Annotated in this window: 14 protein-coding genes; 11 read left to right on the top strand and 3 right to left on the bottom strand. The window is 57.0% G+C overall.

The features are described from left to right. The first annotated feature begins 190 nt into the window (after positions 1–190). The 8 genes from HF955_RS12785 to HF955_RS12750 all read left to right on the top strand — a co-directional run bounded on the left by HF955_RS12785 (position 191) and on the right by HF955_RS12750 (position 7,057). Positions 191–754, top strand: coding sequence for an antirestriction protein ArdA (locus HF955_RS12785; protein WP_291075544.1), 564 nt, complete (start codon positions 191–193; stop codon positions 752–754). 5 nt (positions 755–759) lie between these two features. Then, positions 760–954 carry a hypothetical protein gene (locus HF955_RS12780; RefSeq protein WP_273012815.1) on the top strand — a complete coding sequence of 65 codons (195 nt, stop codon included), beginning with the start codon at positions 760–762 and terminating at the stop codon, positions 952–954. Then, positions 951–1,424: a hypothetical protein gene (locus HF955_RS12775; protein WP_273012817.1), complete on the top strand. Its 474-nt coding sequence runs from the start codon at positions 951–953 to the stop codon at positions 1,422–1,424. Before HF955_RS12780 ends, HF955_RS12775 begins: the two co-directional genes overlap by 4 nt. Next, entirely contained in the window at positions 1,421–3,442 is a 2,022-nt protein-coding gene (locus tag HF955_RS12770; RefSeq protein WP_291075542.1) for a ParB/RepB/Spo0J family partition protein, read from the top strand. The genes HF955_RS12775 and HF955_RS12770 overlap by 4 nt, the downstream gene beginning before the upstream one ends. 456 nt (positions 3,443–3,898) lie before the next feature. Next, positions 3,899–4,222: a DUF736 domain-containing protein gene (locus tag HF955_RS12765; protein ID WP_013301513.1), complete on the top strand. Its 324-nt coding sequence runs from the start codon at positions 3,899–3,901 to the stop codon at positions 4,220–4,222. A 240-nt stretch (positions 4,223–4,462) separates the two neighbouring features. Beyond that, entirely contained in the window at positions 4,463–4,717 is a 255-nt protein-coding gene (locus HF955_RS12760; RefSeq protein WP_013301514.1) for a helix-turn-helix domain-containing protein, read from the top strand. Then, complete coding sequence (locus HF955_RS12755) at positions 4,707–5,402, top strand: S26 family signal peptidase (protein ID WP_291075540.1); 696 nt, start codon at positions 4,707–4,709, stop codon at positions 5,400–5,402. The genes HF955_RS12760 and HF955_RS12755 overlap by 11 nt, the downstream gene beginning before the upstream one ends. Continuing rightward, entirely contained in the window at positions 5,399–7,057 is a 1,659-nt protein-coding gene (locus tag HF955_RS12750; RefSeq protein ID WP_291075539.1) for a DUF3363 domain-containing protein, read from the top strand. The genes HF955_RS12755 and HF955_RS12750 overlap by 4 nt, the downstream gene beginning before the upstream one ends. Before the next feature lie 31 nt (positions 7,058–7,088). Here HF955_RS12750 and HF955_RS12745 read toward each other — a convergent pair. Beyond that, positions 7,089–8,437, bottom strand: a protein-coding gene (locus HF955_RS12745) for an IS3 family transposase (protein WP_095380815.1) whose coding sequence is annotated in 2 segments (ribosomal slippage) — positions 7,089–8,104 and positions 8,104–8,437 — 1,350 coding nt in all. Because the reading frame shifts where the segments join, the coding sequence is not laid out codon by codon here. A 66-nt stretch (positions 8,438–8,503) separates the two neighbouring features. Between HF955_RS12745 and HF955_RS18460 the strand changes: the two genes are divergently transcribed. Then, the gene (locus HF955_RS18460; RefSeq protein ID WP_367279735.1) at positions 8,504–8,821 is read left to right on the top strand and encodes a DUF3363 domain-containing protein; all 318 of its coding nucleotides are present in this window, start codon (positions 8,504–8,506) and stop codon (positions 8,819–8,821) included. A gap of 187 nt (positions 8,822–9,008) precedes the next feature. On the opposite strand, the gene HF955_RS12740 is transcribed toward HF955_RS18460, so the two are convergent. Beyond that, on the bottom strand, positions 9,009–11,516 hold the full coding sequence (locus HF955_RS12740) for a DEAD/DEAH box helicase (protein WP_291075535.1): 2,508 nt from the start codon (positions 11,514–11,516) through the stop codon (positions 9,009–9,011). 1 nt (position 11,517) lies between these two features. Next, the gene (locus tag HF955_RS12735) at positions 11,518–12,510 is read right to left on the bottom strand and encodes a DUF1837 domain-containing protein (protein WP_291075534.1); all 993 of its coding nucleotides are present in this window, start codon (positions 12,508–12,510) and stop codon (positions 11,518–11,520) included. A gap of 158 nt (positions 12,511–12,668) precedes the next feature. Here HF955_RS12735 and HF955_RS12730 point away from each other — a divergent pair, with 158 nt between their 5' ends. Both HF955_RS12730 and traG read left to right on the top strand, forming a co-directional pair. Beyond that, a complete protein-coding gene (locus tag HF955_RS12730) occupies positions 12,669–13,115 on the top strand; it encodes a hypothetical protein (protein WP_291075532.1) in 447 nt (148 codons plus the stop codon). Positions 13,116–13,237: 122 nt separating this feature from the next. Next, positions 13,238–15,160 carry an IncP-type conjugal transfer protein TraG gene (gene traG, locus HF955_RS12725; RefSeq protein WP_291075530.1) on the top strand — a complete coding sequence of 641 codons (1,923 nt, stop codon included), beginning with the start codon at positions 13,238–13,240 and terminating at the stop codon, positions 15,158–15,160. The last annotated feature ends 1 nt before the right edge of the window (position 15,161 follow it).

Below are 15,161 nucleotides of genomic sequence, written 5' to 3'. Positions count from 1 at the left end.
GCGAACGACCGGTCTGCCCGGACCCGCCGCTTGCGCAAGGCGCCGGGACTGAAGGTGTCTGGAAGCGGTCGCAGCGTCCTACCTTTCCGCCTTGCCCAACCGGCTAATGGGTCCGGCCTGCCGGCCTTCTCGCCGCCCACCCCCGCCTGATGCGGGAGGGACATTTGGGCGGGGAGACGAGACTGACGCCATGACCACACCGCAACCTTCAGCCCCCCTTGCGGCAGACGCTGCACCCACACCTGAAACCCGCCCCCGTATCTATGTGGCCTGTCTTGCCGCCTACAATAATGGCTGCCTGCACGGGCGCTGGATCGACGCGACGACGCCTGATGAGGTGATGGCCGAGGTCTGCGCTATGTTGGCGGCGTCGCCGCTGCCCGATGCCGAAGAATGGGCAATCCATGATTATGAAGGCTTCGAAGGCGCGCAGCTTTCCGAATATGCGAGCTTCGAAACGGTCTGCAATCTCGCCGAGTTCATTGCCGAACATGGCAGGCTCGGCGCGCTGGTCCATCGCCATTTTGGCGATGACCTTGAGCAGGCCGAAGCCGCTTTCGACGATTATGCGGGCACTTACACCAGCCGGGCAGACTTCGCCGAGGAACTGCACCGGGACACCGGCACCGAAATCCCCGCGGCTCTCGAATACTATATCGACTGGTCCTCGTTCGCCCGCGACATGGAGTTGAACGGCGACATCATGGTGTTCGAGACAGGGTTCGAAGACGTTCACGTCTTCTGGACGCGGTGAGCGCCATGGCGAGATTTCAGGCAAGACCGCGCGAAGATGGCCGTGGCCCCTATCGCTGGGCGCATGTCGTCAAGACCCCGCAAGGGTTCGCACAAGGCACGATCTATCACCAGTCCGGTGACGAGTTCGACGAGGCAGAGGCGCGCGAGCTGCGCGCACTCTGCGACCGGATGGGATTCGAGCTTCGGAGGGCGTCATGAGCTTTACCGAGCACTTCGATGCCTACGCCTGCGAAGGCGATGCGATCAGTTGCGAGGCAAAGGGCTTCATTGTCACGGCCCGGATTGTTGCCGATAACTGCCTCGATGCGCCGGACCAGCGGCAGGATGGGTTCTGGCCGTCGCTCTACAAGGATGCGCCCGGCTTCATCGGGCCGGGCAACAGCTTCCGCCAGCGCTTCGCCGAGGCGCAGGCCAAGGCGGAAGCCGTCATGGAAGCATGGCGCAAGAGCGAGTGGTTCTATTGCGGGATCGTGCTTTCGGTCGAGCGCGACGGCATTGAACTGGACCGTCATGCCGCCAGCCTCTGGGGCGTCGAATGCAACTATCCCGGCACGGATAACAGCTATCTCACCACGGTTGCGAACGAGCTGCTGCCGGAGGCGCTGGACGCAGGGCGTGCCGCAGCCTCGCGGCTTGCGGCGACCGTGACAGGCTGGGCCGCGACATGAGCGCGGCCCGCACCCTCACTGAATTGCTCGGCCCACGGCCCCGTATGACGCTTGTCGTTGCCGAGGCCCAGGTCGCCGAAATCTGGGTCGAGGGCCGCGCGCCGCTGATCACGATCCGCGATTATGACTGGGGCGAGACCGACCCCCAACCAAGCCGGGACGCGGACGGCTTTCCCTTCACCAAGATCAACTGGAGAGGCCCCGCGTGGGCGCTGGGTCTCTCGCTTTACCCGCCAGAAAAGGAGACCTCCATGGCACAGCCCGACCTCAAACACATCCCGCTCGACGAGCTTCGGATTTCCAAACTCAATATGCGGCATGGGCGCAAGAAGCCGGACGTATCTGACATTCTGCCGTCCATCCGGGAGAGCGGATTGCGTCAGACTTTGCTCGTTCGCCGCGAAGGCAAATATTATGGCGTCATCGCCGGACGCCGCCGTTTTTTTGCGCTCAAAGAAATCGCCAAGGAAACGGGTGAGACACCGCTGGTGCCGTGCGCGATCATGACTGAAAAGGATGCGGCCTCCGCGATTGCGGCATCTGTCATCGAAAATGTCGGACGCCTGCCTGCGACAGAAATGGAGCAATATGAGGCGTTCAAGCGCCTCAACGATGAAGGCAAGGCGCTGGAGGATATCGCCAGCTTCTTCGGCGTGACTGAGCTTCTGGTGCGCCGTGTGCTCGCGCTTGCTTCGCTCGACGAACCGATACGGAAGCTCTACGCCGAAGACGAACTGGACCGCGAAACGATCCGCGCGCTTACGCTTGCGACGCCAGAACAGCAGGCCGAATGGTTCCGCCTCTTCCAGAGCGAAACCGAACGCGCCCCGATGGGGCGGTCGTGCAAGGCTTGGATCACGGGCGGAACGACGATCACGACCGACAAGGCCTTGTTCGATCTTGATGCCTATGAGGGACAGGTCACTGCCGACCTCTTTGGCGAGCATGGCGTCTTTGCGGATGCGGATCAGTTCTGGAAGGCACAATCCGCCGCGATTGCCGAGCGGGTCGAGGCCCACAGGGCCGACGGCTGGAGCGATGTTATCTGCCTTGAGCGCGGGGCGTATTTCCACCGCTGGGAGTATGTCCAGTGCGCCAAGGAAGATGGCGGGAAGGTCTTCATCGAAATCCGCCATGACGGGACGGTCCAGTTCCACGAGGGACAAGTAACCTCGGCCGAGGCCCGCAAGCGGCAACAGGGTTCGAAGGGTGAAGGCGATAAGGTTCCGGCAGCAATCCGGCCTGAAATGTCCGGCCCGCTCGCGGAATATATGCTGCTCCACCGACATGCCGCTGCGCAGGCCAGCATTGCTGCCTCTCCCGCAATTGCCCTCCGCCTGATGGTCGCGCATGCGATGGCGGGGAGCGCGCTCTGGGACGTACGCGCGCACGAGCTTCGCGCCCGGAAAGATGAGACTCAGGCGAGCGTGGAAGGCTCGGCATCTGTGGCCGCACTTGGCGAGGCGACAGCGCAGACTGACGCCCTTTTCATGGCGCTGAACGTCAATCCGGCCCTTCGCCGGAATGGGGACGACTACGGCTTGTGCGAAGTCTTCTCCGCGCTGCTCGCCATGTCGGATGACGAAGTCCTGACGGTTCTGGCGAGTGTCATGGCCCGCACACTCGAGGCCGGGAATGGCATTGTCGAAGCCGTCCTGCATGTCTGCGGCACCGACCTTTCGGCGGCTTGGAAGCCGGACGAGGTGTTCTTCGACCTCACCAAGGACAAGCGCGCCATCAATGCGATGATTGCTGACATCGCGACGGCTTCGCTTGCCAATGCCTGCCGCTCCGACACCGGCAAGGCGCAGAAGCAGGTGCTTGCGAACCGGATCAGCGGGGAGGGTTGCGAGGCTAATCCTGACTGGCGACCGGGCTGGATGCAGGTGCCACCGACCCGCCTTGTCGACGAGGCCGGATCACCGCCCGCCGATGCGTGGACACGGATTGCGAGCCTGTTCGAAGCGGGAGCGGAAAACGCGTCCGATGAGACGCCTGAGCATCAGGACGCTGCCTGAATAATCGTCTCCTGTTCAGCCAGCGTGAGGGACCGTCCGGTGGGTATCGCCGGGCGGCCTTTCGCTTTCTGGGGCTGGGGATTGTGGCTCCAAAACCTGGGCGACCCATGAAATGCCTTCACAAAAATCGCGCGTCTTGAGGTCTCGATGGACAATCGAGATGCGCATGAGGAGGGGCCTGAATTCTTCCCGCAAAGCATTTCACGGACCCCTTGCTCCCGTCTTTGCCTTGAAGACCTGGACGTGGACTGAGCGGCCATGAAACCACCCGAGGCAAAGAAATTTCCCCGCCGCTGCGCGGCTCCTCGCGCGGCAAATTTCATCGCCTCAGGCGGTGCTCCGCATACGCTTCGCCCCTATCGGGTTCTGGCCGCTCAGCCCCCGTCCGGGCGGTCCGGCGTCGACGGGGACAAGGGGTTCCCGGAGACTTAGCCAAGGAAAGAAAAGGAGACCCCCATGGCAAACGCACTCGGATATGTCAGCGAGACCAAGTCCGGCTTTGAAGGCACCCTCGCAATGATGAACCTCTCTGCCGCAATCCGCATCGAGAAGAATGCGGAAAAGACCGAAGAAGGACATCCGGACTACCGCATCTATGCCGGTGAAACCTCGACCGAAATCGGCGGCGGCTGGATGCGCAAGTCGAAGGCATCGGGACGCGATTATGTCTCGCTGACGCTGGCAGACCCGCAGATCGGACCGCGCCGGATCTTCGCGAACCTTGCCCCGGTCAAGGGCAAGAAAGGCCGGCACGTCATCCTCTGGAACGCGCGTGACTAGGGTAGATCACAGCCTTGCCAAGCCGCTCCGGAGACATCTCCGGAGCGGTCTTCTTTCATGCCGAAAGGGTCTGAGACGAAGGTGCTGATACGCCTATCAGCGCTGCATTCTAACGTGAGGTTTCTCTGGGAATTCAAGGGTGTCGCGAGCGTGTGGTGCAAGTTCGACACTCTTAATCTGAGGATGAGTTGGCAGTCTGTCAGGGCTTCGAGTTGCGTAGAAGAAAGGAGAAGCAACGCTATGACAGAGACAAATAGAAGTGGAGAGGAGCTTCGACCCAAATCAAACCTCCCAACCCCGACCGAATGGATGAACACGGATGAAACCGCTGACCATCTCGGCCTCAAACCGAAGACCCTGGTCAATATGCGTTCGCTGGGAACAGGCCCGGTTTATCACAAGATCGGCGCCAAGGTCTGGTATCGCGGCAAGGACATCATCGCTTACACTAATGGACGTAGGTTCATGGGGACAGGCCTTCGCGATGAGTCGTAGAACCGCGTTGTTAGGCATGGGATACGGGCTAGGCCTCATGGTCTCCGCCAGCATTATCAACCGGTCCGACTTCATCTGGAACCGGACGGAAAGCGTGCCCAAGGGTCTTTACTTTGTTGACCGGTCGGCGCGAATTTCGACAGGCGATCTGGTAGCGTTTGCGCCCTCGGATGAGGTTCGACATTGGCTGAACGATGAGGGAATTGTTGGCGCCGACTGGCCCTTGTTGAAGCATGTTGCGGGCCTGTCCGGTGACGAGATTTGCAGATGCGATACGCAGGTCTCCATCAACGGGATCACATCTGTTGATGCGCTCAAAGTAACCGAGTCCGGCAGCGCCCTTCCCGCCTGGCAGGGCTGTCAGACCCTCAAAGCCGGCGAAGTTTTCCTGCTCAACTCTCATCCCCTGTCAGTCGATGGACGATACTTCGGCGTTCAGGACGGCGCGCGCATCATTGGCGTCGCCAGGTCCATATGGACTTATGGCGACCGGTCGGCTGAGGTTCAGGCGACCGTCAAAGCGATAGATAGCGGGACGGGAATGGATTCTGTGTCCCGGAGGGCAAGATTAAGGGAGTGTCACCCAGCGACACTTAACCCATTGTCTGCACATCCTTTTTTATGTGACCCGGCGCCGGAAGGCGGGTGCACGGATTTGCAATCCGCTGCGCGCTTGGAGCCGTGAGCGACGATTTCGACTTCGTTCCGCGCCTCGGAAAGATCAGGTCGCAGGGCAAGGCAAAGACCCAGCTGAAGCGGCTGAAACGAGTCGTCGCGAAGGGGCGGCTTGGCGCGCGAGGCCGCAAGTGTCTGGCACCGGGCGCTGTGCGTCATGCAGGGCGTGGAAAAGTACAGGCCGCCCTTGCCCGGCACTGGTCGAACCAGCGGGCCAGGCGCGTCATCGTGAAGGTGCGTATTGCGCGGGCGGGTCCAAGCGGCGCAGCGAGCTTTGCAAAGCATGTCGCCTACATCCGCCGGGAAGGTGCCGGGCGTGAGGGCGAGCGCGGAAAGCTGTATGACCGGAGCGCCGATGAAGCGGATGCAAAGGCGTTCAATGAACGGGCTGACGAGGACAGGCGGCAGTTCAGGCTGATCGTCTCTCCAGAAGATGCCGAGCAGATGAAAGATCTGACGCAGTTCACGCGGGAGTTCATGAGCCAGGTCGAGAGGGATCTCGGCCGGCGGCTCGACTGGGTTGCCGCGAATCATCACGATACCGCGCAGCCGCATGTGCATATTGTGATCCGGGGTGGGACTACGCGGAATGGTGAGCTGCTGATTGATCGCAAATACATCACGCAGGGATTTCGCGCGCGGGCACAGGAGCTGGCGACGCTCGAGCTAGGTCAGAGGCGGCTACGGGAAATGGCTGCGGCGAGGTCGAACGAGGCCGAGCGCGAGGCGCTGACGGCTATCGATCATGACATTGCACGTAGACTGAGTGATGGACGTTTCACACCAGAAAGTGAACGCGGCGGATTGTCGAGGTTTGACAGCGCGGTCGCTAAACGGCGCTTGCGGTTCCTCGAGACGCTCGGTCTTGCGAAGCGACTGGAGGACGGTCGCTGGGCGATGCAGGAAGGTTGGCAGGATACGCTACGGGCGCTGGGCAGACGTGGGGACATTATTCGTTCGCTCGCCAACCTCGAGGGCCGGAAAATCGATGCGTCGCGTCTCCATACCCTGCCCCGTGATTTCAACTCGGATGGCGAAATCCTAGGAAGGCTTGCCGCTACTCTACCGGGTGATGAATTGCGGAATGGAACGACGGCACTGATCGAAGGGCTCGATGGGGGCGTCTGGTCGATCGAGATGACGGAGCAAGAGGCGGTTCAATTGCCGACGCCGGGTGGGATTGTTTCGGTTGGGCGAAAGGCTGTCGAGCCGAAGCCTGCTGACCGGACGATTGCTGCGATCGCCGAACGAAATGGAGGCGTGTATTCGGAGGAGCTGCATGAGGCGGCTGAGCCATTGAGTTCGCCAGCGTTCCGGCTGGCGCACAAGCGTCGCCTGGAGGCGTTGAGAAGGCTCGGTGTTGTCCAACGAAACGCTGATGGGAGTTGGGTGGTCCCAACTAACTTCGAGAAGCGCGCACTGCAAGCTGATGCGAGAGGGCAGACCCTCGGAATCAATGTTCACTCCTGGCTGCCGATTGGAGCGCTAGCTGAACGACAAGCAGAGACATGGCTGGATCGGATGGACACTGAGCTGATGCAGGGCTCAGCGGGACCGTTAGCGGACGAACTCCGGAAATCGCTCAAGATCCGTAGGGCTTGGTTGCAGAGCAAAGGGTATGCGCTGGTGTCCGTCGTCAGGTATTTGAGACTTCAGGCTGCCTGACTTAAGGAGGGTCTGGCGCATCTGGGTTGAGTTAAGCAGCGGATTGGGCGTGCTGCAAGCGCCGTAGTTTCATGGTCCTCCTTTTGATTTTCTCACGTTCCAGCAGAATGGTCTGGCCGCGGCCCGTATAGACATCTGCCGGAGTGAGATTGTTCAGGCTCTCGTGATAGCGCTGGTGGTTGTAGTAGCCAACGAACGCGTCGATCTGCGCTTCGAGGTCTCCCGGCAGGAAGTAGTTTTCCAGCAGGATGCGGTTTTTCAGGGTCTGATGCCAGCGCTCGATCTTGCCCTGGGTCTGGGGATGATACGGCGCGCCGCGCGTATGCTTCATTCCCTTGTCGGCAAGATACTCAGCCAGATCGCCAGAGATGTAGGAAGGTCCGTTGTCTGAGAGTAGTCTTGGGCGATGGATCACGTTTACTTCATCGAGTCCGGAAGCCTCAAGCGCCAGGTTCAGCGTATCCTGCACATCGCTCGTCGCCATGCCGGTACAGAGCTTCCAGGCAATGATGTAGCGGGAGAAGTCGTCAAGCACGGTGGAGAGATAGAACCATCCCCAGCCGATCACTTTCAGATAGGTGAAGTCGGTCTGCCAGAGCTGGTTCGGCCCGGTGGTCTTCTCCCTGAACTCATCAGCCGCTTTCATCACGATGAAAGCCGGGCTCGTGATCAGGTTGTGCGCCCTCAAAAGCCTGTAAACACTGGCCTCGGAGACGAAGTAGTGCTTCTCATCGGTGAACGTCACCGCCAATTCCCGGGGAGATAGTTCCGGTTGATCCAGGGCCATTTCCAGTACCTGCTGACGCACCTCGTTCGGGATGCGGTTCCAGACCCGGCCGGAGCCGCTGCGCCGATCCTCAAGCCCGGCTTCACCGAACCGCCGGTAAAGGTCATACCAGCGATAGAAGGTCGGACGTGACACGCCGATCTGTTCCAGTGTCTTCTTCACCGGCTGGTGTGATTGTTCGACCAGCCGGATGATCTCCAGCTTCTCAGAGGCAGGGTATCTCATTCGGTATCCTCCCCATCCCCGATCACGCTTTTTTTCAGAATGCGGTTTTCCAGCGTCAGGTCGGCCACGACTTCCTTCAGATCCCGCATCTCGCGCTTCAAGCCGCTCACCTCACCGGACGTCGCCTGGCGCTCGGTATCGCCGGAGAGCCGCCTCTTTCCCGCTTCGAGGAATTCCTTCGACCAGGTGTAATAAAGGCCCTGGGCGATCCCCTCACGCCGACACAGTTCGGCAATCGAATATTCTCCGCGCAGGCCTTCCAGAACAATGCGGATCTTCTCTTCGGCAGAGAATTTGCGCCGGGTCTTACGGCGTATCTCTTTCACATGTTTTTCGGCCGATCCTTCCGGCCCGGATTTCTGTCTCATCTTCGCTCCCTTGGCGGGCTACGATGTGCCAGAAATCCTCCTTAAGCAATTTGGCCGATCTGTCTCATGGTCGCTGACGGGGAACATGCGCTGGATCAAAATGGACAACTAGCACGCGAAGACGCTAAGCGTCTAAGGAGAGAAGAATTTCAAACTGCGGTAGCGAGCGAAGTTAAGCGATTAAAATTACCGTACGTCGATATCAAGATTGGCGAGAGTGTCCAAGGGAGGTACGCGCGCAACATCGAACTCGCTCAAGGGCGCTTCGCTATCGTCAAAAATGGCAAAGCGTTCACGCTGGTAAGTTTTTCGAGTCACGAGGCAAGCAGACAACGCGTGGGCGAAAACATCAAGAGATACGTTCGGTCAGTTTCTCTCAAGTAATTTGGAGAACGATTTAATAAGGCACTGACTAGCACAAAGCCGGACGACATTGCCCGATACAAAAGCACTATGCAGTAGCGCTGCGAACATCTCTGCGAGCAAGCATCGTCCTAATCTCTCGCTTTACTACATTGGGCAGGTCGAGGCTTTCCCAGCTTCTATCGGATAGTACATCCAGAACTTCAACTTATGTTAGCTCGGACCGTCCGAGGTACTCGTTCATTTCAATTGCGCTTGTACGCGACAAACCAAGCCCGATGAGCGATAGGAGCGTCTGTGTGCTAACACCAAACTCCAAATAGAGCTCGAACGACAAGTGGTCCGGAAAAGCTTCAGATTCCCCGCGCATTTCGAAGTACAAACGAAGAACATCTAGATATGCAGAGAGATACTTTGGCGCCTTAAAACGGGCAATCTCTTCCACCAGTCGCATCGTATCACGAATTATTCGAGCATATCGGATGTTCTCAGTCTTTGTGCCCTTTCGACGCTCGCGCGCTACGGCGGCACTAATCATCTCACCCAAACGCTTGCCTCGCATCCAATCCACGGCTGTAAACGCAAATGACCAGTTCGCAGCGTCGACACCTTTTCCGAATGTTGGATATACGTAGTCGTCAATCCGCTCAAAAACGCGCTTCATTTCGATAACAGCGTCTTCACTTTCCGGCGGTGGCGGCAATAGATTTTCTATTGCTCCATCGAACGCTTCGAAGGCATTCAAAAGTGACTGAAGCGCAACTGCACTTATTCCAGGGTGAGCGGTGATAATGTGATCTGGAATTTCAACCTGTTTTAACGCAGTCGAGATGGCTTCGTCGAGTTGGGTGACGATCTCATATGGAAGTCTCTTCACAGACGGAGAACCCGCCACGCTGCCTGTACGCGCATACCACGCCATTAGGTAGGCCGCGACTGGTTCCATTTTGTCGCTGCCGTCCAGCAACGGTCCATCCGCTCGTTGACCTATATAGGACAGCACTTCATCCGATTTACTTAGGACGTTATCGGTTTCGCGCTGTATCGGATAGGCCGATTTTGCCGGAATACCATGAGGCCATTGTTTGGTGTCGTGCGCATCGATACAAACAATATTGCCGTGAAAGTCAGCGCCCCATCGTCCTGCTCTGCCTGCTAAGTTCCAAAAATCCTGGGGCGTCATCGGGTTGCCCTTGCCTTTGCGCGGCCCCCTTACGACGATTGTGCGGCAGGCTAAGTTAACTCCCTCTATCAATGTCGAGGTGCAAACCAAAAAGCGAATCTTTCCTGCTGTAAAAAGGCGCTCTATTTCCGACCTCAGAATTGAAGGCATATTGCCATAGTGAAAAGCAACACCGCGGCTTAGCAAATGCACCAATTGAAACTTGTTATGAATGGAAGTCCGACAAAAATCGGACAACTCAATTAGCTCTTCGTCCACTGGCCCTTCAATTGTCCCTGCGAGCCCATCATAGATTTGGCTCGCAATCTTCTCCGCGTCCGCAGCTTGATTTGCGTAGACTAGCGTGCCGTTAGTATTCTTGCCGAGTGCCAAAGCAACGAAAGAGAGCGTTTTCAGTGCTCCCTTTCCTACCGGTCTTGCATGTAGATCAAATTCACCGAGAGCGTCGGCTCCTTCCGTTAAAGGATCAACAAGCGAAAGTGACCACTTATCAGGCTTTCTTGGCACTTGCCTTGCTAGGATCAAATTCTGCGTCACGGTAGGGGGGCCGCCGGGAACTGTCGCGACAGCAGCATCGGGCGGCGCATCTGCGAGCAAACTCTCTGGATTATCCGCATGCGGACTCAAGAAGACGAAGCGACAGTCTGCATTGGTTCGAGCCACTCTCTCGATCGCATCTTGAAGGATAACTCCTCTCAACCCATCGCTCAGCTTCTGAACCTCATCAACTATCGCTACATCGACCTTTGTTTGTTCGCTGACGGCGTTCATAAAGAGGTGCAGCCGCTCCTGGGTGAATACCAGCAGAGTCGGTGCCTGCCCGTCTGCGAATTCTCCAATTGGCAATGATGCAACACGTAGCCCAGGAATGTGGAACCGAGTTCGAAGATTCAGAATCTGCTGCTCAATTTCGCTCACCAGCGCACGTGTTGGGGCTAAAAATATTCCTAGCTTGCATCGCTTAGCCTCAGCTTCACGCAATAACCAATTCAAGATTAGGTATGTTTTTCCTGCGGCAGTTGGCGCTGTAGCGGACGTCCAGCGTGCACGCTTCAGCTCTGACCACAGTTGAACTTGGAATGGATTACCGGCGATGGCATTGTCGTTGTTGAGTATAATCGACGACTCTATTAGTCGCCGCGTAGCCAACACTCTCTCGGTCAATCCGAGCCTTTCAGGCAAATGACCTTCAACCAATTTTCGACTCTCGGCGAGGTCCACTGCCCGGCTATTCGACAATTGCGAGAGAACGATTGAACCGGCATCCCTTATGAGGGCCGACTGACCGTAAACCATCGCAGCCTGACCGATCATTAAGGCTGCCTCGCTTTCAGCGATCAAATTGCTTTCAGCAAGTAAACTGCCGGCCAATATCAATTTCTGCCAATTGATATTCTTGTCGGAAATATCGTCAGACGGCATCAAAACCGACTCACCTATGCTCTTGGAAGCGCTCCAACGTCGCAAATGTTGAATGTCAGCAGCTAGGCCGCTTTCGGATATCAGCCAAGAGTTTAGCTCGTCTCTATCCATTTCAGGCTTCCAGTAACTTCAAAAACGCTTTCCTAAATTCGTCTGCAGAACGCATCGGCACGCAAATGAAATGGATATCAAAAGTCTCTAATTTCTCCGTCGTCACACGTTTCCCAACATGTCCATTCCAGCTCGGGAATTGAGCCTTCAGATTGCTCTCGATCTGCGCCCACTCACCACTTTCGCCGTCCGCTGGAAAGCCATCACAATCAAAACCGACTAGTGCAATTCCACACAATCTGAGCTTTTGAGACATTGGGTCATCTGGGTCAAAAAAGCGCTTGAACGCCGCCAACAAGTTGGGGTCGGTAAAGTCTGCGTACTCATTCGCAAGAAATAGATCCTGTGCTGAAGCGGAATTTGCTCCCAGTTCGTCACGCAGGTATGGAGCTAACGAGCCCAAGCAATCGGTAATTGCGTTGGTGACATTCCCGTAAAGCTTGGATTCTCCCCAATAGAGATTCAAAACGCCGCCGTCGTCGCACGACGCATACACACCATCCGCTCCGTGATAATGCATTGAGGTTGATGTCTTCAGGCTCATTTTGCATATGACCTGTGCGAGTTCGAAAACAGCTTCAGCCAACGCAAACAGAAGCAATTCTCCGCCCTCTCCTGTGTTCTTCAGGTCAGTGAATAAGCCCTTGGCGTGCTCATGCAGCTTCACGATTTCGGCAAACGATCCAGTTTCTTCCAAATTTTTTTGCGCTTGCTCCAAGCGTTTACGTGGAATCGCATATTCAATAACGCGATTGCGTAGGAACTCTGCAAGAAGCTGAGTTCTTAGTCTTCCGTTTCCGTCGAGCGTTGGAGCGTAGCAATGAATCCGGGTTTTCGTGCTGCCGACAACAACGTCCTTTTCAACGACCATAAGGTGCGCATCGGTTATCTTCGAACCACCTCGCACCGCCTGCAGAAGCATAGCCTGAAGGTCCTGATCGAATTTAACCGCATCGCCCTCATCGAGCAGAGCATCTGAACTGCTGTCGGCCATGATTTCCCTAGTTAGAATCAATCCGTAGGATACATGACTGACCTTAATAATCAGACATCTACTCCTAGTTTATTTGGCCCCCACGCAATAAACGGAACATTGCAAGAACAACAAGTTATACCTAATTATCCGGATAATGTAATCTGGAGTTCGTTTGCATGTCGCTTCAAGTTATTGGTCTCGGTTTCGATCTAGTTGGCGTAATGCTGCTTGGCGCGGATCTCATTCGCATCCAATTCGAACTTCGACGAAGCGCGGAAGTCAGAATTTCAAATCTTCAAGAGCTGACGGACAAATACGAAGGACTGGAGGGCTGGGCGCAGGAGATTGGAAAGAAGGCGAATTGGGCAGAGCACGCTGACATAGGCGAAGGACTGTATGAGCGAATTCCTGGAGCATTTAATCCAGATGCTGCAGAACAAAGCTTCAGCGACGCAATGCAAACTGTAGGCGACTTAGCCTCCAAAACCGCAGGCATCACTAATTTGGTGCTGTTATCAGTCCAAGAAGATAAGAAAACCGCAAGCTCTTCTCTCGTGTTCAGTTATGCTGGACTAGCCCTAATTCTGACTGGTTTCGTTTTGCAGATAGCGGCTAACGTCTAGAACAACGTTGGTTCCGTGAGCACGTAACAACTTAGTACTCATCCCTCAAAATCACTCTTCATCCTATTACAATATACCATTGTTCAGGACTACATTTTGCGTTCGCAACAGCAGGCCTGAACGTGACTCCTACCAAATTTCTTCTCGGTCAGTTCCTGCTGACGCTTTTTCTGATCACCTGTTCGGTGTGGATCGCGACACAGTGGGTGGCGGGCGTTCTGGACCATCAGCCTCGATTGGGCGGCCCTTGGTTCGAGCTTGCGGGTCAGCCTGTCTACAAGCCGTGGCGGCTGTTCCAGTGGTGGTATGCCTATGATGCTTACGCTCCGAGCGTGTTTGCGCGGGCGGGCGTAATTGCCTCACTCGGTGGGATCGCCGGGATTGTGATGGCGATCATCGCGTCGCTCTGGCGGGCAAGACGTGAGAAGAATGCGACGACCTATGGCTCTGCGCGCTGGTCTTCGGTGCGGGACGTTCGGCGATCTGGTCTGCTTGGTACGTCTGGCGCAGTGCTCGGACGCTTCAAAGGTCACTACCTCCGGCACGCAGGAGCCGAGCATGTCATGGCCTTTGCGCCGACACGGTCCGGTAAGGGTGTCGGGTTGGTGATCCCGACTCTTCTATCCTGGACAGGCAATGCGATCATTCATGACATCAAGGGAGAGAACTGGGCGCTCACGTCGAAATGGCGGTCGAGCTTCTCTCGCTGTGTCCGTTTCGATCCGACGGATTTGTCGAGTTCTCGGTTCAACCCCTTGCTGGAAGTGCGGCTCGGCGCGCACGAGGTCCGGGATGCACAGAATGTGGCGGACATACTCGTCGATCCGGAGGGCTCCCTGGAGCGGAGGAGTCACTGGGACAAGACGGCGCATTCACTGCTCGTTGGTGCCATACTGCATGTCCTTTACGCCGAAGATGACAAATCGCTCGCGGGTGTGGCGACGCTGCTGTCTGATCCAGCCCGGCCGATCGATGACACGCTGGAGCGCATGCTTGAGGCCAACCATTTGGGAAGCCGCGACCGGCCATTGACACATCCGGTTGTGGCGGAAGCGGCGCGTGAACTCCTGAACAAGTCAGAGAACGAGAAGTCGTCGGTCGTCTCGACGGCGATTTCGTTTTTGGGGCTCTATCGCGACCCGGTTGTCCAGCGGGCGACCTCCGGTTCGGATTGGAGGATCGAAGATCTGTTTGGGGGAGAGATGCCAGCAACCCTCTATCTGGTTGTTCCGCCGTCCGATTTGTCACGGACGAAACCCTTGATGCGATTGATCCTCAACCAGATTGCACGGCGGCTTTGCGAAGAGCTGCCCGATGGGCACGACCGCCGGCAGACCCTGTTGATGCTAGACGAATTCCCTGCGCTTGGACGTCTGGACTTCTTCGAGAGTTCACTCGCTTTCATGGCCGGTTATGGGATCCGTGCCTTCCTCATTGCTCAGTCTCTGAACCAGGTCGAGAAGGCCTATGGGCAGAACAATTCCATCCTCGACAATTGCCATGTCCGGATCGCTTTCGCGACGAATGACGAGCGCACGGCCAAGCGTATTTCCGACATGCTCGGCACCACGACGGAGCAGCGAAACCAGAAGAATTATACCGGGCACCGGCTCGCGCCGTGGCTTAGCCATGTCATGGTCTCGCAACAGGAAACACAGCGTCCGCTCCTGACACCCGGCGAGGTGATGCAGATGCCGGCCGATGACGCACTGATCTTTCTGGCCAGCCATCCGCCGATACGGGCGAAGAAGCTCCGTTACTACGAAGATCGAAACTTTACCGAGCGAGTTGGCGCGCTGCCGATTGCCGCTACCTGCGCGGACGCATCGCGATTTGGCGGTTATCATCGATCTGGACCATCCCCCTCGGACGGGAATGCAGGCGGGCTGGCGCGAGCCGTGGGTCCAGACATCGGCGATGAGGATGAGATCTCGCAGGATATTGCGACGGAGGAAGAGCGCGCGCCGCAACAGCGTGGCGGCATCCAGGACCAGATCGCGCGCTACTACCTTCAAGTTCAGGAAAATGGCGGACGGGAGCTCTAGG

This window comes from Hyphomonas sp. (genome assembly GCF_017792385.1).
In the GTDB taxonomy this organism is placed as follows: domain Bacteria; phylum Pseudomonadota; class Alphaproteobacteria; order Caulobacterales; family Hyphomonadaceae; genus Hyphomonas.
The sequence above is the reverse complement of the archived record's forward strand: the minus strand, read 5'-3'. Positions and strand labels throughout refer to the sequence as shown.